17 protein-coding genes and 2 pseudogenes are annotated in these 17,008 nt (G+C 59.2%); 11 read left to right on the top strand and 8 right to left on the bottom strand.

Annotated features, from left to right (window positions below; translation table 11 throughout):
• The first annotated feature begins 12 nt into the window (after positions 1-12).
• The 3 genes from pufM to dxs all read left to right on the top strand — a co-directional run bounded on the left by pufM (position 13) and on the right by dxs (position 3,288).
• Positions 13-939, top strand: coding sequence for a photosynthetic reaction center subunit M (gene pufM, locus ACZ1HM_RS00545; RefSeq protein WP_472740500.1), 927 nt, complete (start codon positions 13-15; stop codon positions 937-939).
• A 13-nt stretch (positions 940-952) separates the two neighbouring features.
• Complete coding sequence (gene pufX, locus ACZ1HM_RS00550) at positions 953-1,189, top strand: RC-LH1 core complex protein PufX (RefSeq protein WP_472740502.1); 237 nt, start codon at positions 953-955, stop codon at positions 1,187-1,189.
• A 203-nt stretch (positions 1,190-1,392) separates the two neighbouring features.
• A complete protein-coding gene (dxs, locus tag ACZ1HM_RS00555) occupies positions 1,393-3,288 on the top strand; it encodes a 1-deoxy-D-xylulose-5-phosphate synthase (RefSeq protein ID WP_472740504.1) in 1,896 nt (631 codons plus the stop codon).
• Positions 3,289-3,372: 84 nt separating this feature from the next.
• On the opposite strand, the gene idi is transcribed toward dxs, so the two are convergent.
• From idi to chlG, 4 genes are read right to left on the bottom strand one after another with little or no spacing between them, the layout of a single operon-like run.
• A complete protein-coding gene (gene idi, locus ACZ1HM_RS00560) occupies positions 3,373-3,909 on the bottom strand; it encodes an isopentenyl-diphosphate Delta-isomerase (RefSeq protein WP_472740506.1) in 537 nt (178 codons plus the stop codon).
• Positions 3,910-3,920: 11 nt separating this feature from the next.
• Complete coding sequence (locus ACZ1HM_RS00565) at positions 3,921-5,099, bottom strand: geranylgeranyl diphosphate reductase (protein ID WP_472740508.1); 1,179 nt, start codon at positions 5,097-5,099, stop codon at positions 3,921-3,923.
• A gap of 2 nt (positions 5,100-5,101) precedes the next feature.
• On the bottom strand, positions 5,102-6,370 hold the full coding sequence (locus tag ACZ1HM_RS00570; protein WP_472740510.1) for a BCD family MFS transporter: 1,269 nt from the start codon (positions 6,368-6,370) through the stop codon (positions 5,102-5,104).
• Positions 6,367-7,266, bottom strand: coding sequence for a chlorophyll synthase ChlG (gene chlG, locus ACZ1HM_RS00575; RefSeq protein ID WP_472740511.1), 900 nt, complete (start codon positions 7,264-7,266; stop codon positions 6,367-6,369). The genes ACZ1HM_RS00570 and chlG overlap by 4 nt, the downstream gene beginning before the upstream one ends.
• A gap of 227 nt (positions 7,267-7,493) precedes the next feature.
• Between chlG and ACZ1HM_RS00580 the strand changes: the two genes are divergently transcribed.
• Positions 7,494-7,943 (top strand): c-type cytochrome, encoded by a 450-nt coding sequence (locus ACZ1HM_RS00580; protein WP_472740513.1) that lies wholly within the window; start codon positions 7,494-7,496, stop codon positions 7,941-7,943.
• Positions 7,944-7,998: 55 nt separating this feature from the next.
• Here the strand turns inward: ACZ1HM_RS00580 and ACZ1HM_RS00585 are convergent, their stop codons facing one another.
• The gene (locus ACZ1HM_RS00585; protein WP_472740515.1) at positions 7,999-8,739 is read right to left on the bottom strand and encodes a cobalamin B12-binding domain-containing protein; all 741 of its coding nucleotides are present in this window, start codon (positions 8,737-8,739) and stop codon (positions 7,999-8,001) included.
• A gap of 671 nt (positions 8,740-9,410) precedes the next feature.
• On the opposite strand from ACZ1HM_RS00585, the gene ACZ1HM_RS00590 reads away from it, so the two are divergent.
• From ACZ1HM_RS00590 to ACZ1HM_RS00620, 7 genes and pseudogenes are all read left to right on the top strand, one after another.
• Complete coding sequence (locus ACZ1HM_RS00590; RefSeq protein WP_472740517.1) at positions 9,411-10,328, top strand: branched-chain amino acid ABC transporter permease; 918 nt, start codon at positions 9,411-9,413, stop codon at positions 10,326-10,328.
• 73 nt (positions 10,329-10,401) lie between these two features.
• Positions 10,402-10,728 (top strand): annotated as a pseudogene (locus ACZ1HM_RS00595) (ABC transporter permease subunit); the annotation flags it as partial.
• Between the two features lie 83 nt (positions 10,729-10,811).
• Positions 10,812-11,303: a branched-chain amino acid ABC transporter permease gene (locus ACZ1HM_RS00600; RefSeq protein ID WP_472740518.1), complete on the top strand. Its 492-nt coding sequence runs from the start codon at positions 10,812-10,814 to the stop codon at positions 11,301-11,303.
• Positions 11,293-12,048, top strand: a complete 756-nt coding sequence (locus ACZ1HM_RS00605; protein WP_472740520.1) for an ABC transporter ATP-binding protein — start codon at positions 11,293-11,295, stop codon at positions 12,046-12,048. The genes ACZ1HM_RS00600 and ACZ1HM_RS00605 overlap by 11 nt, the downstream gene beginning before the upstream one ends.
• Positions 12,045-12,733, top strand: a pseudogene (locus ACZ1HM_RS00610) (ABC transporter ATP-binding protein). The gene ACZ1HM_RS00605 and the pseudogene ACZ1HM_RS00610 overlap by 4 nt, the downstream one beginning before the upstream one ends.
• 56 nt (positions 12,734-12,789) lie before the next feature.
• Positions 12,790-13,182, top strand: a complete 393-nt coding sequence (locus ACZ1HM_RS00615) for a RidA family protein (RefSeq protein WP_472740522.1) — start codon at positions 12,790-12,792, stop codon at positions 13,180-13,182.
• A gap of 41 nt (positions 13,183-13,223) precedes the next feature.
• On the top strand, positions 13,224-14,498 hold the full coding sequence (locus tag ACZ1HM_RS00620; RefSeq protein WP_472740524.1) for a phenylacetate--CoA ligase family protein: 1,275 nt from the start codon (positions 13,224-13,226) through the stop codon (positions 14,496-14,498).
• Between the two features lie 11 nt (positions 14,499-14,509).
• Here the strand turns inward: ACZ1HM_RS00620 and ACZ1HM_RS00625 are convergent, their stop codons facing one another.
• The 3 genes from ACZ1HM_RS00625 to ACZ1HM_RS00635 form a co-directional block, all read right to left on the bottom strand.
• Positions 14,510-15,430, bottom strand: coding sequence for a fumarylacetoacetate hydrolase family protein (locus ACZ1HM_RS00625; RefSeq protein ID WP_472740525.1), 921 nt, complete (start codon positions 15,428-15,430; stop codon positions 14,510-14,512).
• A gap of 27 nt (positions 15,431-15,457) precedes the next feature.
• Positions 15,458-16,606: an SEL1-like repeat protein gene (locus ACZ1HM_RS00630; RefSeq protein WP_472740527.1), complete on the bottom strand. Its 1,149-nt coding sequence runs from the start codon at positions 16,604-16,606 to the stop codon at positions 15,458-15,460.
• The coding region (locus ACZ1HM_RS00635; protein WP_472740529.1) for a caspase family protein at positions 16,576-17,008 on the bottom strand (433 nt) is incomplete at its 5' end. The genes ACZ1HM_RS00635 and ACZ1HM_RS00630, both read right to left, overlap by 31 nt.

Genomic DNA, 17,008 nt, shown 5'->3' on the forward strand with positions numbered 1-17,008 from the left:
AAGGGTTGAGACATGGCTGAATATCAAAATATCTTTACCCAAGTTCAGGTTGCTGGACCTCCGGAAATGGGGGTCGATCCTGAGGGCCGGCTGGACCGCGAACGCACCAAAGGGGCGAGCATTCAGACCCTGTTGGGCTGGTTCGGCAACGCACAGCTTGGGCCGATCTACCTTGGGCCCTTTGGGCTGGTGTCGATGGCGACGGGGTTTGCCTGGTTCTTTATCGTGGGCATGAACTTCTGGTGGCAGGTGGATTATTCGCCTGGGCTGTTCTTCCGCGATCTGTTCTGGCTGGCGCTTGAACCGCCGTCCTCAGATTACGGGTTGGGCTTTGCCCCGCTGGATGACGGGGGGTGGTGGCTGATCGCCTCGTTCTTCTTACTCGTCTCCGTTATTTCCTGGTGGATCCGCACCTATCTGCGGGCCGAAGAGCTGGGGATGGGCAAACATGTGAGCTGGGCTTTTGCCTCTGCGATCTGGCTGTTCCTTGTGCTGGGTCTGTTCCGACCGATCCTCATGGGATCGTGGGAAGAAGCGGTGCCTTACGGGATCTTCCCGCACCTGGATTGGACGAACCTGTTTTCGCTGACCTATGGCAACCTGTTCTACAACCCGTTCCACGCACTTTCGATTGTGTTCCTGTATGGCTCCGCACTGCTGTTTGCGATGCATGGTGCCACGATCCTGGCAGTCAGCCGTTTCGGCGGTGAACGTGAGATTGAACAGATCGTGGACCGCGGCACGGCCTCAGAACGTGCAGCACTCTTCTGGCGCTGGACCATGGGCTTTAACGCCACGATGGAAGGTATTCACCGCTGGGCCTGGTGGTTTGCGGTGCTGACGACGCTAACGGGCGGCATCGGCATCCTGCTGACCGGCACGGTCGTGGATAACTGGTTCATCTGGGCCCAAGAGCACGGCTACGCGCCGCTCGATTAAGAGGAGAAAGACCATGAGTGACAACAACGACTATCTCCGAACGGGTGGCGGTGATTTCCGTCTGAGGGCCGACATCCTGACCCTGATGCTCAAAGGAGCAGGCTATGCCGCGCTGTTCTGTGTCGCAGTTGGGTTCCTGATTTGGATCACCTACGCCATCGGGCTGCTGCTACCTGAGGAATCAAAGGAAGCGGATGACCCCACGCCGTTTTCCTACAATCTGACCGAAAGCCACGATCAGATTGCATGAAGATTGGCGGGACCGCGCCCTTCGTGGTCCTGCCTGCCAGTTCCGGCCCTGTCATGTCCCTTGACCGGTCCGGAAACGTCGGGAAGAGGCTTTCCCGACATGTCCTGTTGGCTACGGGAACCGGAGGGGGCGGCATCGCTTGCGGCGCGGTCCCCTCCGATCCCGGCCAACAGGGCCTACCTCCGTAGCCAAAGGAGATCGTTATGACTGCCACCCCTTTTCTTGACCGTGTCCGTGATCCGAAGGATCTGCGTGCCATGTCCACCACCGATCTGCGCCACGTATCGGATGAGTTGCGCGCAGAAGTGATCGAAGCTGTTGCCCAAACCGGGGGGCATCTAGGCTCTTCCTTGGGTGTGGTGGAACTGACGGTGGCGTTGCATGCGGTGTTTGATACGCCGCGCGATAAGCTGATCTGGGATGTGGGGCATCAATGCTACCCGCACAAGGTGCTGACCGGGCGCCGTGACCGGATGCGCAGCTTGCGCCAAGAGGGTGGGATCAGCGGTTTCACCAAGCGCAGCGAATCCGAATATGACCCCTTTGGTGCTGCGCATTCCTCTACCTCCATATCGGCCGCTTTGGGGTTCACGGTGGGCCGCGACATGGGCGAAGAGACGGGTGATGCGATTGCGGTGATTGGGGATGGCTCCATCAGTGCGGGCATGGCCTATGAAGCGTTGAACAACGCAGGCTCCGAGGGGCGGCGCATGTTCGTCATCCTCAACGACAATGAAATGTCGATTGCCCCACCCGTCGGTGCGATGTCACAGTATCTATCCGGCCTTTACGGCTCCCCTTTGGGTGAGTTGCAGCAGATGGCCGAAGGCTTTGAAGCGGCCTTGCCTGGCCCCTTGCGCGATCACGCTCGCCGGGCGCGGCAACTGGTGACGGGTGCGGTTGGCGCACAAGGCACGTTGTTTGAAGAACTGGGGTTCCAATACGTGGGTCCCATCAACGGCCACGACATTGACCAGTTAATGACCGTGCTGCGTGCCGCACGCGCGCGGGCGACGGGACCCGTTCTGATCCATTGCTGCACGGTGAAGGGCAAAGGATACGCCCCAGCGGAGCAATCGGCCGATAAATACCACGGTGTGGGTAAGTTCACGGTGGCCTGCGGCACACAGGCCAAGAAACGCCCCAACGCCCCGAGCTATACCAAGGTCTTTGGTCAGGCGTTGACGGATCTGGCGGTGCAGGATCCCCGCATTGTGGGCATCACTGCGGCGATGCCGGGCGGGACGGGCATGGATATCTTTGCCAAGGCCCACCCCAAGCGGATGTTTGATGTGGGCATCGCCGAGCAACACGGTGTGACCTTTGCCGCAGGCCTGGCCGCGTCGGGCCTGAAGCCTTTTTGCGCGATCTATTCAACCTTCTTACAGCGCGGGTATGATCAGGTGGTCCATGACGTGGCCCTGCAAAACCTGCCTGTGCGTTTCGCGATTGACCGGGCTGGATTGGTGGGTGCCGATGGCGCGACCCATGCCGGGGCCTTCGATGTCGGATATCTGGCCGCCTTGCCCAATATGACCGTGATGGCGGCCGCTGACGAAGCGGAGCTGGTGCATATGGTCGCCACCGCCGTGGCCCATGACAGCGGCCCCATCGCCTTCCGCTATCCGCGGGGCGAGGGGGAGGGCATCCCGATGCCTGAGACAGGTGAGGTGCTGGAGATCGGCAAAGGCCGGGTGATTTTTGACGGCGAAGACGTCGCCCTTTTGTCTTTTGGCGCGCATCTGGGCGAATGCCGCAAAGCAGCTGATCTGCTGGCCGCGCGCGGCGTGAGTGTCACGCTTGCGGATGCCCGATTTGCCAAACCGTTGGACCGGCCTTTGATCCACCGGTTGGCCCGCACGCACCGGGCGTTGATCACGGTGGAACAGGGGGCTCAGGGTGGCTTTGGCGCGATGGTTTTGCATGATTTGGCGGGCGAGGGGCTGTTGGACGGCTCTCTTGCTGTGCGCACAATGACCTTGCCGGACAGGTTCATTGATCAAGCGGCCCCTGATGCGATGTATGCTGATGCAGGCCTGACCGCGACTGATATCGCCGCAACCGCTTTGCAAGCGGTCGGGCAGAAAGTCAGTGTTTAGAGCCGAATTGTAGCATTAGGCATCATGCGCCCCTGCCGAAATCATTGGATTTTTCGGGGCGCGCCGACGCGCAGGGGCGATCCCCTAGCCTAAGATAAGAGCGTGGTGATCGCGCAGGTAGATGCGCAGCCAGGGCGTGAATTGATCCGGCGTCGCCTCAATTTCAGCGGCAAGCGCTTCTGGCGTGATCCAGCGGGTCGCCATCACTTCCTCAGGATTTGGCAGCAACGGCATGTCGGGTGCGGCATCGGCCACAAAGACCTCAACCACCTCATGTTCGATCAGCCCGCCGCCCACATCGGCGCGGTATTCCACCTGGCCGCGGTGCGTCGGTGTCAGGCCGGTGATGCCCAGCTCTTCTTTCACGCGTCGATGGGCGCAGGCCAGCGCGTCTTCGTTCCAGGCGGGATGGGTGCAGCAGGTGTTCGCCCAAAGGCCGGGCGTGTGATATTTGCCCATCGCGCGCTGCTGGATCAGGATCGCCCCATCGCGGATCACAAAGACCGAGATCGCAAGGTGGCGCAGACCCCGCTGATGCGCGGCGAGCTTTTCCACCGGCGTTAGCGTGCCATCGACCCAGGCGGGGATCATGATGTTTGTAGGGGCCATGCCGCCGTCCATTGTCGTCTCCTTTAGACGCGGGTCTCAGACACCAAACCGGTGAGATGCGCAAGGTTTTTGATGCCGATCTTGAGGTGTGCCATAGGGCGCGCCTTGACCAGTTTTTTGTTCATATAGGCCTCAAACGTCAGGCGTTGCACATCAATGTCATGACAAAGCGAGACAAAGCGTTCGCGGCGCGCGTCGGAGCGGTAATAGGCGTTTTGCATCGCCCCCAGCACCCGGAACACCTGTTTGTGTTCGCGCATGAAAAGCTTGCGGGCCAGTTGCAGATCTTTGGCGCGTCCGGTGCTAAGACAGGCAGCGGCGGCAGTGGCTGCAACCTGGCCGCCGATCATCGCGTAATAGATGCCTTCGCCTGAGGACGGAGCCACAACGCCTGCGGCATCCCCTGCCAGCACCACGTCGCGGCCATTGTCCCAACGGTCCATCGGTTTGAGCGGGATGGGCGCGCCTTCGCGGCGGATGGTTTTGCAATGCTCAAGGCCAGAGGCGGTGCGCAGCTCAGCGGTGGCCTTTTTCAAGTCCACGCCGTCCAGGCCCGTGCCCATGCCGACAGAGGCGGATTTGCCATGCGGAAAGACCCAGCCATAAAAATCGGGGCTGATCGTGCCGTCATAGATCACATCGCAGCGTTTGGGATCGTAGTGCTGGGTTGCCTCAGGCGCTTCGATGATTTCGTGATAGGCGATGACATAAGGGATTTTGTCGCCCCCCGGGACTTCGGCCTTGGCCACATTGGAGCGCGCGCCATCGGCGCCGATCACCAGCTTGGTGTGCAGGCTCTCAATCTCGCCCGTGGCCTTGTCGCGGTAGCGTACATGCGTGCCTGTCGCATCACGCTCAATCCGGGTGAAGGTGCCGGTTAGCCGGGTCACGCCAGCTTCCGTTGCGCGGGTGCGCAGGTATTCATCAAAATGTTCCCGGTCGACCATGCCGACATAGCCATTTTCAATTGGGATATCGACCTGGCGTTGGGTCGGCGAGATCATGCGCGCGGTTGAGATGCGCGCCACGATCTGTTCATCCGGGATGCGGAAATCGGTGATCAATCGGGGTGGGACGGCCCCACCGCAAGGTTTGATGCGGCCATCCCGGTCAAGCATTGCAACCTTGTGACCAGAGCGTGCAAGTTCTTCTGCTGCGGTGGCTCCGGACGGGCCTCCGCCCACGACGACGACGTCAAACATATCTATTCCCCCGGTACCATAGTCGCTGAGGCGACTTTCGTGTTGTCCATGATGTGCAGCGCCATCAGGCTGGCTGCGATGAAAAGAAAGGCTTCTGCAATAAAGACGGTGCCAAAAGCGGTGGCGTCCGGTTGCACGCTGCGCATCACATCAACGGCGGCGGCGCCGGTCAGCCCGCCAAAGCCCGCCGCAATCGCCTGCGCGGCGCCCCAAAGGCCCATGCGTGTGCCTTCGCGCCTGCCCCGTCCTTCGGCGGCCAGCGCCATCATGGAGCCAATCGCAGCAACGGCGAACATGCCGTTAAAGACGCCCAAAGCCACAACACTCGGGACCAGCGGCACCAGGGCCGTCGCAATCGCCGCGAGGCTGAGCGCAGAGCCCAGGCAACCGGCAATGATCCATGCGCGTAGCGCGCCGATTTTAAAGCCGGTCGCCATGATCCCGACGGTCAGCATACCGACGAAAACACCGCCGTTCTGCGCCCCCGAAAGCGACGTGGATTGGCCAGGGGTAAAGCCCCAGACAAGGCCCGCGAAGGGTTCGAGGATAAGCTCTTGCATGAAATAGGCGTTCATCGACAGAAAAACGAAAAGCGTGAAGTTGCGCGTTTTGCGTTCTGCCCAAACCTCACGCAGGCCCTCCATAAAGGGGGTATGATCGGGTTCGCGGATTGTGGTGACACGGGCTTCGATGCCCCAAACCGCCAGCACCGTCATGACGAATGCAAGTGAGACGACCACAGCGACAACGCTAAGAAGCCGTGCGGGTGAGTAGGGGTCCAGAAAGCTGCCAGCAAGGCCCGCGGTGAGTGCGATGCCAAAGATCATCATCAGCCAGGTGATGGTAGCGGCGGCTGCACGGCGCTGGGGCGCGGTTGCCGTGGCCAAAAGCGCCAACAGTGAAGTACCAGAGGCACCGACGCCCACGCCGATCATCGCATAGGCCAGAATTGACAGCAGCAGGGCCGTCCAAAAGCTGGCCGCAAAGAGGGTGACCGCAAAGGCGGCCAGGAAACCACCTAAGGCGAGCACGGCCATGCCGCCAATGATCCACTTTGTTCTGTTGCCGCCGGTGTCTGAGATAAAGCCCCAGCGGGGCCGGGACAGCTGGATGCCATAGTGCAGACCAACAAGCATCCCGGGCAGGATGGCTGGCAATGCAAATTCCACCACCATCAAACGGTTCAGTGTGGATGTGGTCAGAACCACAATGGCACCAAGCGCCATCTGGACCAGTCCCATGCGGGCGATTTGGCTCCAACTGAGGGTCATGCGAACCCCCGGATGGCAAAGGCTGCCACCATCATCCCGGAGACATAGAGCGTGACGCCCGTGCCGTTGTACCACGGCGCGCGCCCTTTGGGGTCACGCAGCAGGACACGCATGGCCGCGATTTGTGCCACCAGCAGGCAGGTGATGGCGGCAGCGTGCCACGGTTTGTCCCACAGCAACAGCAGCGAGATGACAAAGGTTTGCGGTAGCGCCATGCCCCAGCAGGCCACAACCGCCGCACGGCGGGGGCCGAGTGTGACGGGCAAGGAATTGACGCCAGTTTTGGTGTCACCTTCCAGCGCTTTGAAATCATTCAGCGTCATGATGCCGTGAGCGCCAAGGGCATAAAGTGTGGCCACGATTACCACCGGCCAGGTGGGTGCGCCCGCTGACACGACCGCCGCCCCGGTGAACCATGGCAGGCCTTCGTAGCAAAGGCCAACAAGCCCCGGTCCCCACCAGCCGGATTTCTTAAGACGGACAGGTTCCGCTGAATAGGCCCAGGCCGCCAGCACGCCAAGAACCGTCGCGCCAAAGCCCCACGGGCCCAGTTGCCAGCCCACAAACAGCGACAACAGCGACATTCCCAGCGCGATCCAAAGCCCCCAACGGCCAGGAATACGGCCAGACGGGATAGGACGGTGTGGTTCGTTGATGGCGTCGACATGGCGGTCACACCAGTCATTTGCCGCCTGGCTCATCCCGCAAACGATGGGGCCTGCAAGCAGAATCCCCAAAAGGATCATCATCCACTGACCGCTGAGTACAGCACCCGATGAGATGACGCCGCAAAGGTATGCCCACATAGGTGGAAACCAGGTGATCGGCTTGATCAACTGCAACATTGCCGCCGGTTCAGGCAGGCGCCGGACGGAGATATCTGAAGAGATACTCATATAAGTGTCAATCTAGACTGACAGATCATGAGTCGACAAGTGTAATCTGGGCGGTACACCTCACCGAATTGTCAGGTTAAGCCCCAGAATTGTCCGTTGTAGTACCAAAGAGGAGTAACTATTTTTGTGCTCCAACGTTGACTTTGGCGCAATCAACCTAGTTGGCATCAAACACGCGAGTGATGCGGGGAGAGAATGTGTCACACGCTAGCAAACAGGAGTATTTCATGAATATGTTGAAAACGGCCATTGTGGGCTTTGCCTTGGCTGCTGGTCCAGCTTTCGCAGACGGTCACGCAACGGGTGATGCAGCTGCCGGTGAGGATGTCTTTAAGAAGTGTAAGGCATGCCACTCTGTGGTTGATGCAGAAGGCGAAGTTATTGTGAAGGGCGGCCGCAACGGTCCGAACCTTTATGGCATTCTGAACCGTCAGGCTGGCTCCGAAGAAGAATTTGGCAAGAAGTACGGTAAGTCCTTGGTTGAAGTCGGCGAAAGCGGCGTGATGTGGGACGAAGCGAACTTCGTCGAATATGTCGCAGACCCGCGCGCATACCTGCGCAAGACACTGGATGACAAAAAAGCGCGCTCCAAGATGTCGTTCAAACTGGGCGATGAACAGGACGCAAAAGACGTTTGGGCCTACCTGGTCTCCGTCGGGCCACAGCCTGAATCCTAAGTCCTGAACTGCAGGAACAAATGATCAAACGGCGCGGCCTAAGGCAGCGCCGTTTTTATTTTGCGCGGATCTCTTGCAGGCGTTCCCAAAGGTCATCCAGCCGGCCCATTGCCTCATCATAATCTGGCGACAGCCCGTCGACATGCATCAGCTTTACACTGTCCGCAGCAACGCTGCCGATGTTGCCGCTGACCACGATCAGCGCGTTTGGCGCGCAGATCCGGAGGGCGAGCACCAGCTTGGCAAGGTTCGGGAGTGAGTGATTGCCCCCTGCCGAGAGACCAATAAGCAGCGGCTCTTTTTCGGTGATGACCTCAATCAGCGCATCATGGTCAAGGTCGCGCCGGAGATCTATTTCCCAACCATCCTTGCGCGCCAAATCCGCGGCCATCTTCACCCCAAGGGTGTGATTGTCGCCCGGCACAGAGGCAAAAAGCGCTGCGCGTTTTTCTGGCAGTTTGATCGGCACCAGCCGGTGGCTGATGGTGCGCATGATCGCATAGATCCGGCCAATCCCAACGGTGACTTGGGCAAAGGTGATCTGATCCGTTTCCCACCACTCACCCAGTTTGCGTGCGGCCTGGGCGATGTAGGTCAGATAAAGGTCTTCAACCGCCATGCCGTCATTCAGCTGGTTTTCAATGAAGGATGCCGGTGTCCTGGGATCGGGGCCGATCAAAGCGGATGTCAGCGTTTCCACGTTTTCCGGAATCGTCGGTGGCTCTTTGAGGTTGCGCGCCAACCTGTCCAACACCTCCCGGGCCAAAGAAACGACGGCTTCCTCCGGCAGCTGCATTTGCAACTCCGTTAGATCTGCATAGGACCGATGATAGAGGTCCTCTGGGACCAATTCGTTATTATCGTCCGACGATGTCATTGCTTCCCTTGGTGCGTCACGTTGTGGATCGATTGGCTAGATGATCCGTAACACCGCTATTTCATATCACAGCCGTCACGAACTGACAACGCAAGTGGCCAAAGGCCTTTTTTTGTTGAACTTCGATGTCATTTCTGGCGGCACTTTCCCTGTAATGTATTATTTACAATCTCTGATTTGAAATATCTGATGCCCGGTTGTCAATCATAGAAAGGCGGGCAATTAGCGACATTTACGCCCGGATATCGAAAGCATTGAAAAGGCCGCGTAGTGCAGATGGACTTGCAGAGCCTACGCGCGCACTTTTGTACAGGAAATCGTAACGGGTTGGATGAGGGGTATTCTCATTCGGCATGCGAATTAATTTAAGCTATAATATTTTGAGCTTGAAATAAAAAAGACGGCACAGTAGGTTTCCTTGCACGCCCTGCGCAGCACTGCCAGGCGGTTTTCGACCTAACGCAATTGGCCCGACGTTCAAAGGTTGATATGCCAGATCTCTGATAGGGGGTAAGCGCCTGCCTGTCGCAGGGTCAAGGTGCGCGACGACGCAATTTTTGGCACGCAAAGGCCGGGGGTCACCTAGGGAGATGACAACGCTTGTGGTGATAGAGCTGATCCTTAACGGCCTTCAGTCTGGTCTGCTGTTGTTTGGCGTTGCGGCCGGGTTGACCCTGATCATTGGTGTTACTGGGTTTTTAAACTTGGCGCATGGTGCGTTTCTTTTGACCGGCGCTGTTGCGGCGGCCACCATTGCGGGCTGGGCTGGGCACTTTGCGCTGGGATTGGTGGCAAGTCTGATGACTGCCGCCCTTATGGGGATGATCGTGGAGCGCATGATCATCCGGCGGTTTTACGCGCGCGGGCCTTTGGATCAGGTGATGGTGGGGCTGGCCCTGATGCTCCTGTTCACGGAGGCGCTGCGGTGGGGCGCGGGATCAACGGACATGACGCTTGAGGTGCCAGCGGCATTGGCGGGGAACGTGACACTTCCCGGTGGGGTCCAGTACCCGGCCTTGGGTTTGGGAATCCTTGCCGTTGGTCTCACTGTCGCTCTGGCGCTTTATATATTGCTCGTGGCAACTCGTTTTGGCACCCGGCTGCGCGCTGCGGCGCATGATCGTGAGATGGCTGGGGCGCTTGGTATCAATACGTCCGTGTTGTGCAGCGTGGTTTTCGCCCTGGGTGCGGGGCTCGCAGGCCTGTCCGGCGCGCTGATGGGCGTAGCCCATGGCGCGGAGATCGGCATGGGTGCGCCGGTTCTGATCCTTGCCGCCGTGGTGATTGTCATTGGTGGGATCGGCTCACTCAAAGGTGCTTTCGTGGCGGCCATCTTGGTCGGGCTGACCACCAGTTTCGGCCAAGCATTTTTGCCAATCCTGTTTGAAACTTTCATGGCCCCAGCAACGGCCACGGGCGTCGCAACGGCGCTGGCCCCGCTGCTGATCTATGTCCTTTTGGCGGTGGTTCTTCTGGTCCGGCCTTCGGGTCTTTTTGGACGCGCTTAAGATGAGGGGGGAGCGTTATATCAACGCGGTCGTTCTGATCTGCCTGTTTCTGGTGCCGGCCTTTGCCCTTTTCATGGATGCACCCCTGAGTATTTCACTGGCGACCAAAACGGTGATCCTTGCCTTAGCCGCGCTTGGATTGAACTTGATTGTGGGGCAGGGAGGGCTGGTCAGCCTGGGGCATGCGGCGTTTTTTGGGGCCGGAGGCTATGCCACGGTGCTCATCGCGCGCTTTGCGGACACATCAGGAATACCTCTTTTGCTCCAGGAAAACCTCACGCTGCCCGCCGTTTTGCTGGTGGCCATTGTGGTGTCTGGGGCGCTGGCGCTTTTGATCGGGGCGCTAAGCCTGCGCGCCAAGGGCGTGGCCTTTGTTCTGGTCACCCTGGCCTTTGGGCATGCGATCTATGCCGCCGCGCTGGCCTGGCCCTGGCTTGGGGGGCAGAGGGGCTACCCATCACCACGCGCCACGGTTTTCCAGTGTTGGATACCAGTCTTCCCGTCCAGTATTACGCCATCTGCGTGGTGCTTTTGTGCCTTGTGCTGTGGTTTCTGCACCGGCTGCGGTTGTCGCCTTTTGGTTTGGCCTTGGTCGGTGCCCGGCAAAGCGAAGCGCAGATGCATAGCGTGGGGATCCATGTCTACCGTCTGCGGCTTGTGGCGTTTGTTATCTCAGGTGCCATCACCGGTCTGGCTGGCGCGCTTTTTGCGGAATTCAATGCTGGTGCCGGACCGGAGATGTTCAGTTGGCAGCTCTCATCCCAGTTGCTGATCATCGTGTATTTGGGGGGTGTTGCGCGGCTTTACGGTCCGGTTCTAGGGGCCGCAGTTTTTGTCGTGGCGGAGCATTTCGTGGGGGGGCTCACTGACTATTGGCTGATCGGTCTGGGGGCGCTGGTGCTTTGCGGCGCGCTCTTTGTTCAGGGCGGGATCATGGGTGTGTTGGCACGCAAGGAGACCCGATATGCGGGATAACGTCCTTCAGCTGCGCCATCTTGAAAAATCCTTTGGCGGGCGACGGATCAGTGATGATGTGTCGCTTGATTTGCGCCGGGGCGAAGTGCACGCCTTGGTGGCCCCCAAGGGGGCGGGAAAGTCCACGTTGATTGACCAAATTGCGGGCACCCTGCGCCCAGATTCAGGCACAGTCACCTTTCAGGGCAAAGACATATCGCGAGTGCACCCTGTGCGGCGTGCCCGCGCGGGGCTGGTGCGCAGCTTTCAGGTGCCGATCATGGCGATGGAGCTCACCGTGTTGCAAAACGTCGTTCTGGGGGCGGTTGGCCAACGCGGTTGGGCGTTTCGGTTGCTGCGGCCTGCGATGCGGGATCACACCTTGCTGGCCCGTGCCCGCGCGGCACTGGACCGGCTTGCCCTGACCGATCTGGAAGATGTCCTTGCCGGGGATCTTTCGCATGAACAAAGACGCCAGTTGGAGATTGCGATTGCGCTAACCCTCGCACCGCAGGCCTTTTTGCTAGACGAACCCTTTGCCGGTATGGGTGCCGCGGACGCGCGTCAACTCAGCGCGTTTTTCCAAGAGCTGAAGCACGAGGCGCCGATCCTGCTGGCAGAACGGAGTTTGGAGACCGTCGCAGCCTGTGCCGACCGGATCAGCGTCTTGGACCAAGGTGCCATCATCGCCAGTGGCAGCCTGGATGAGATGCGCGAAAACCCGCACGTTCAACTGATCTTTCAGGGGGAGGGCGCGGTAAGATGAGCCTTCTGACAGTGGACGGGATCACCGCAGGTTACGGGGCGCGACAGGCGTTGTTCGGTGTCGATCTGATGGTCGATGAGGGAGAGGTTGTTGCCCTGATGGGGCGCAGTGGGATGGGGAAATCCACCACTGTAAATGTCATTTCGCGGTTGCTGCCGCATTCACAAGGGCAGGTGCGCTTTGCAGGCCAGGATCTGGCGAGCGTGACAGCGTATAAGGCTGCGGCTTTGGGCCTCGGCCTTGTTCCTGAGGGGGGCGGATATTCCCCAATCTCACAGTACAAGAAAACCTGCGCGTTTCAGCACGGCGGGGCGAATGGACGGCAGACCGGGTGCATCACCTTTTCCCGCGGCTAGCGGAGCGGGGGCGACACAAGGCGGGGACATTGTCTGCGGCAGATCAGCAGATGCTGGCCATGGGCCGCGCGCTCATGACCAACCCGCGTTTGTTGATCCTGGATGAGGTGACCGAAGGGCTGCCCGCGCCCGCGCGCCAAGAGATCTGGACCGCCATTGCAACGCTCAAGATGACAACGGGCCTTGCGATCTTGGTGGTGGATGGGGCGCTTGATGAGTTGCGCAATGTTGCCGACGCCGGGGTGATCTTGGAACGCGGGGTGTCTGTTTGGCACGGCACCTTGGATATGTTGGATGATGACACCAAAGCCCGGTTTTTGGGTGGATAACGCAAAAAAAGCAACAGCGGGCGGCGGTATAGCCCCCCGATAATAAGGAGTAAGACATGCCACATGACGTGATCCAGCCAGAGGGATGGGCCAAGGCCAAGGGCTATGCCAACGGTGTAAAAACGGCAGACAATCAGTTGTTTGTCGGCGGGCAGATCGGCTGGAATGCAGATCAGGTTTTTGAAACCCATGACTTTATTGGCCAAATGGAACAGGCTTTGCGCAATATTGTCGATGTGGTCACAACTGCGGGCGGGACAGCAGAAGATATTGTCCGGCTGACGTGGTATGTTGTCGACAAGAAAGAATACCTTGCCCGACAGCGGGAAGTTGGCGAAGTTTATCGCAAGGTCCTGGGCCGGCATTTTCCGGCGATGACAATGGTTGTTGTGGCCGGTTTGATTGAAGACGAAGCATTGGTCGAGATTGAGGCGACAGCGGTTTTGTAGACCCACTGCAGGCGCCCACCGACACGCGGAGATTGGGCGCAATGATACATCCAGTAATTGATCTTGGTATTCCTGAACGTGTGGCGGGGCTGTTGAACGTCCAGACCCTGCACCGGATCAACGCGGTGTTGCAGGCTCAGACCTGCCCGTTCTACGAGGGGATGTTAAACGACATCGACGTCAACACCATCACGGACCCTGACCAGTGGCAACAGTTGCCGCTGTTGCAAACGCAGGATCTTGCCCAGCTTAGCCCCGATGCCTTTCGTACCCAATTCTGCCTAGCTACCCGCCAAAAGACGACGGAGTATTGGCGCGCGGGGCCTGAGTTTGGCGGCAACCTGATCTATCCAAGGACAAAACAGGACATCACGCACGCGATGATCGGGGTCAAACGCGCCTTGGTTCTGTCGGGCTTTACGGATGAAGATATTCTGCAGGTGGCAATGCCCTTTGGCGTGGACCCATGGGGCCAGTTGATGGCGCGCAGCGCAAGCGAAGTGGGCATGGGGGTGATCTGGGCTGGCGACACCCCTGGCGCAGAGCAGTTAAAGCTGATCGAAGATCAGCGGCCATCGGGCTGGATTGGAGAGGCGGATCTCGCGCTACATTTGGGGATACGCGCGCGTGATGCTGGGGTGCCGTTGGCGCAGGCAGGGGTCGCGCGGCTATTGTGCAGCGGCGCGCCTTTGTCGGATGCAAAACGCCGCAAGCTTGCCCGCCTTTGGGGCGCAGAGGTGCGTCATTGCTGGGGCTTTCCCGAAATGATGTTGGCGGGTTGCGAAGATGCCGAGTGTTTCGGGTATCGTTTCTGGTCCGACTTTTGCTTTCCGGAAGTTCTGGATGCTGACACGCTGGCACCTATAGGGGAGGGTGAGCCAGGGCTTTTGATCCTGACCTCACTAGTGACGAACCACGCCACACCGTTTTTGCGCTGGAACACCGGGCAACGGGTAACGCTGCGCAGTCGCAGGGCAGGGGGCTCACCTTTTGATGTGTTTCCGTTGATCCAACCGTTGGACCCGACATCGCCAGACGTTCTGGTCAGTGGACGCCCCATTCAGATGAACGCAGTGGAAGACGCTTTGTTCAGGCTGGATGAGGTGGGTGATTTTCACATCACAGCGGGTGCTGACCATTTCTCACTGGAGATTGAGGTGATCGCAGGCGCAGACAAGAGCATCATCAGCAAGCGCGCCGCGGAACAGGTGTATCAAGCGGTTCGCGTCCAGCCAGAGATGTCAGTTGCCGCCAAAGGCACGATCGTCACTGCGCGTGAGGTGCGGGGTAGCCTTATCCGCTGGACCGCGACCTAAGGGTATCCGCGCTAAAGCTTGGTGACGTTGACGATGGGGTGGCGAATGGCACCGATGCCTTCGATATGCGCCTCCATAACGTCGCCGGGCCACATCCACTCTTGCGGGTCGCGGCCTGCGCCAACCCCTTCGGGCGTGCCGGAGGCGATGATGTCACCCGGTTCTAACGTGATGCCGCTTGAAAGATCAGCAATCAGCTCATCCACTTTGAAAAGCATGTTTGACGTGTTGGAGCGTTGCTTTTCCACACCATTCACCGTCAGCCACAAATCCAGCGTTTGCGGATCTGGGATTTCATCTGCGGTGACGATGCAGGGGCCAAAGGGTGCATAGCTGTCCATCCCTTTGGAGAATATCCACTGACCCGCGCGCCGGTTATCGCGGGCGGAGACATCAATTATGATGGAATATCCAAAGACGTGATTAAGGGCGCTTTCACGAGATATGCGCTGTGCGGTGGTGCCCATGATCACAGCAAGCTCAACTTCCCAATCAAGCTGTTGGGTGATGTTGGCGTCATGACGCACCGGATCACCCGGCCCGATCACGGCTGTTGGGGGTTTGGAAAAGATCACAGGCTGTTTGGGCAAATCCGTCCCAGTATCAAGCGCCTTGGCGCTTTCTGTGACGTGATCAAGGTAATTCAGACCAATGCCAAAGATGTTTTTGCGTGGTTTTGGAATGGGTGCCAGCAGCGTGATCGACGCCAAAGGCAGCGCAGATGCGTTGCCCCAATCCCCACCAGCGGCGTGCAGTGCCGTGCGGAGGCGCTTGACGGCTACGGGGCCAAGATCAATAAAGTCGAGCATGCGCGCAGGCAGGGTCAGACCCGCGTGGGCCCCAAATTCAGCCACATCGACGACCATCCCGTTTTCAATCACACCCAGTCGTGCGGCGGCTTCTATGGAAGTGCGGTAGGTGACAAGTTTCATGATGCATCCTTGGGTTTTCAGACAAGGTTATTCTACCAATACACTGGGTTCAAACCCTCCGTTGCGCCAGGTTTCCAGCGCTGCCACAAAGTTTGGACCGCTCAACCCATCAACTGTGCTGGTATAATATCCAGCGGCTTTGAGCCGTTCCTGAACCGCCATAATGGTGTCCCGAGACCAGTCAGAGGTGGCTGTCGTGAGTTGCTGGATGCTTTGCCCGCCGTCCTCAGCCGCGCCGCGTAACAGCATGTTTGCGGCCGCTTTTGGGTTGCGCGGCACGATGCGGCCTTCGTCATAAAGGATGGCGCTGGCGACATAGGCGCGTGCTTCCCCTGCGGTGATGGCGCGGCGGAAATATTCAATCGCGTCAGCGGGGGCATCGGCTTTGCCATCACGGGCCAGGACACCCAAGTTATAGGTCGCAATGGCAGACCCTTGATCGGCGGCTTGCTTTAGGAGGGATACGGCGCGGGCCTCATCCTGTTCGACGTTCGCGCCTTCAAAAAGCGCCACCGCCAGATTGATCTGGGCATCCGGGCTGCCGAGGTTTGCAGCCTTTTCATACAGACGCAACGCCGCAATGGGGTTGGCCGGAACGCCGCGCCCTGCCTCGGTGAGCAAAGCCAGGCTGACCATCGCGCGTAGATCACCACGATCCGCGGCCACACGGTAAAGGCGCAGCGCGCCCTCAATATCGCCCGCGGCGATGGTGGCGCGCGCCAACAGTGCGGCGTAGTGCGGCAGGTCCGGATTGGCATCAGCGGCAGATTGACAGGCGTTGATTGCGTTGATTGCGTTTTGCTGCAGGCTTGCAAAAGGCACACCGGCGGTGCGGGCCGTGGCATCACGCGGATGCGTGGCCAGACGTTCACACAAGCGCGCCGTGCCGCCGTCACTGTCTGAGGGCAAGGTGGCAATCAGGCGCCGCGCGTCGCGGGCGTATTTGCCGTTGGGATACTGATCAAGATAGAACTGAGCCAGGGGGCGCATCCGGCTGCGCTGTGCCAATTGCCACAAACGCTCTTCCTGGGCGTCATCCTCTTTTGGTGCGTAATCACGCGATTGGATCGCGTCGCCAGTTTCCAAAAACGCCATGACCTGCTCAACATGGGTGCCTTGCGGATAGCGTTGGGCATAAAGCGCCATCAGCTCCGGGTCACCGGCATTGGCCGCCACCTGCCACAGCAGGGTTTCGGGCGATACGGTGTCGGGCCGTGGATCAAACCGGAATTGCCGGGTGAGGGATGAATTTTCCCACGGAATTTGGCGCCCCCCGTTGCGGCCAGCACATCGCGCCGGACCGTGATCATCAGGTCAGAGACATCCAAGCCGGGTGTGTAGATGTGGCTGAGCAAAGCTTCGGTAAAAAAGCTGTTCCGCCCGGTGCCGTCATAGGCCACGTTATCGGGCTGGGTTGAAAAAGAGATCATGAAATCCGCCGCATTGCCAATGCGCGCCAGCCCTTCGGAAACGGAGGTAATGGCCCCTTCAAACGGATCGTTTCGGCAGGCGTCTAGGAAGACAAATTTGATGCCGGGGGCGGCCTCCATCTTGTCCAGCACATCCTGCAGTTTCACG

It is taken from the genome of Sulfitobacter sp. GN1-4 (assembly GCF_055693825.1).

Coding starts and splice junctions, on each gene's coding strand:
- ACZ1HM_RS00590 (WP_472740517.1), top strand. CDS start 9,411: ATGACAACGCTTGTGGTGATAGAGCTGATCCTTAACGGCCTTCAGTCT.
- ACZ1HM_RS00585 (WP_472740515.1), bottom strand. CDS start 8,739: ATGCAGCTGCCGGAGGAAGCCGTCGTTTCTTTGGCCCGGGAGGTGTTG.
- chlG (WP_472740511.1), bottom strand. CDS start 7,266: ATGAGTATCTCTTCAGATATCTCCGTCCGGCGCCTGCCTGAACCGGCG.
- ACZ1HM_RS00620 (WP_472740524.1), top strand. CDS start 13,224: ATGATACATCCAGTAATTGATCTTGGTATTCCTGAACGTGTGGCGGGG.
- dxs (WP_472740504.1), top strand. CDS start 1,393: ATGACTGCCACCCCTTTTCTTGACCGTGTCCGTGATCCGAAGGATCTG.
- pufM (WP_472740500.1), top strand. CDS start 13: ATGGCTGAATATCAAAATATCTTTACCCAAGTTCAGGTTGCTGGACCT.
- ACZ1HM_RS00580 (WP_472740513.1), top strand. CDS start 7,494: ATGAATATGTTGAAAACGGCCATTGTGGGCTTTGCCTTGGCTGCTGGT.
- pufX (WP_472740502.1), top strand. CDS start 953: ATGAGTGACAACAACGACTATCTCCGAACGGGTGGCGGTGATTTCCGT.
- ACZ1HM_RS00570 (WP_472740510.1), bottom strand. CDS start 6,370: ATGACCCTCAGTTGGAGCCAAATCGCCCGCATGGGACTGGTCCAGATG.
- ACZ1HM_RS00615 (WP_472740522.1), top strand. CDS start 12,790: ATGCCACATGACGTGATCCAGCCAGAGGGATGGGCCAAGGCCAAGGGC.
- ACZ1HM_RS00565 (WP_472740508.1), bottom strand. CDS start 5,099: ATGTTTGACGTCGTCGTCGTGGGCGGAGGCCCGTCCGGAGCCACCGCA.
- ACZ1HM_RS00605 (WP_472740520.1), top strand. CDS start 11,293: ATGCGGGATAACGTCCTTCAGCTGCGCCATCTTGAAAAATCCTTTGGC.
- idi (WP_472740506.1), bottom strand. CDS start 3,909: ATGGACGGCGGCATGGCCCCTACAAACATCATGATCCCCGCCTGGGTC.
- ACZ1HM_RS00625 (WP_472740525.1), bottom strand. CDS start 15,430: ATGAAACTTGTCACCTACCGCACTTCCATAGAAGCCGCCGCACGACTG.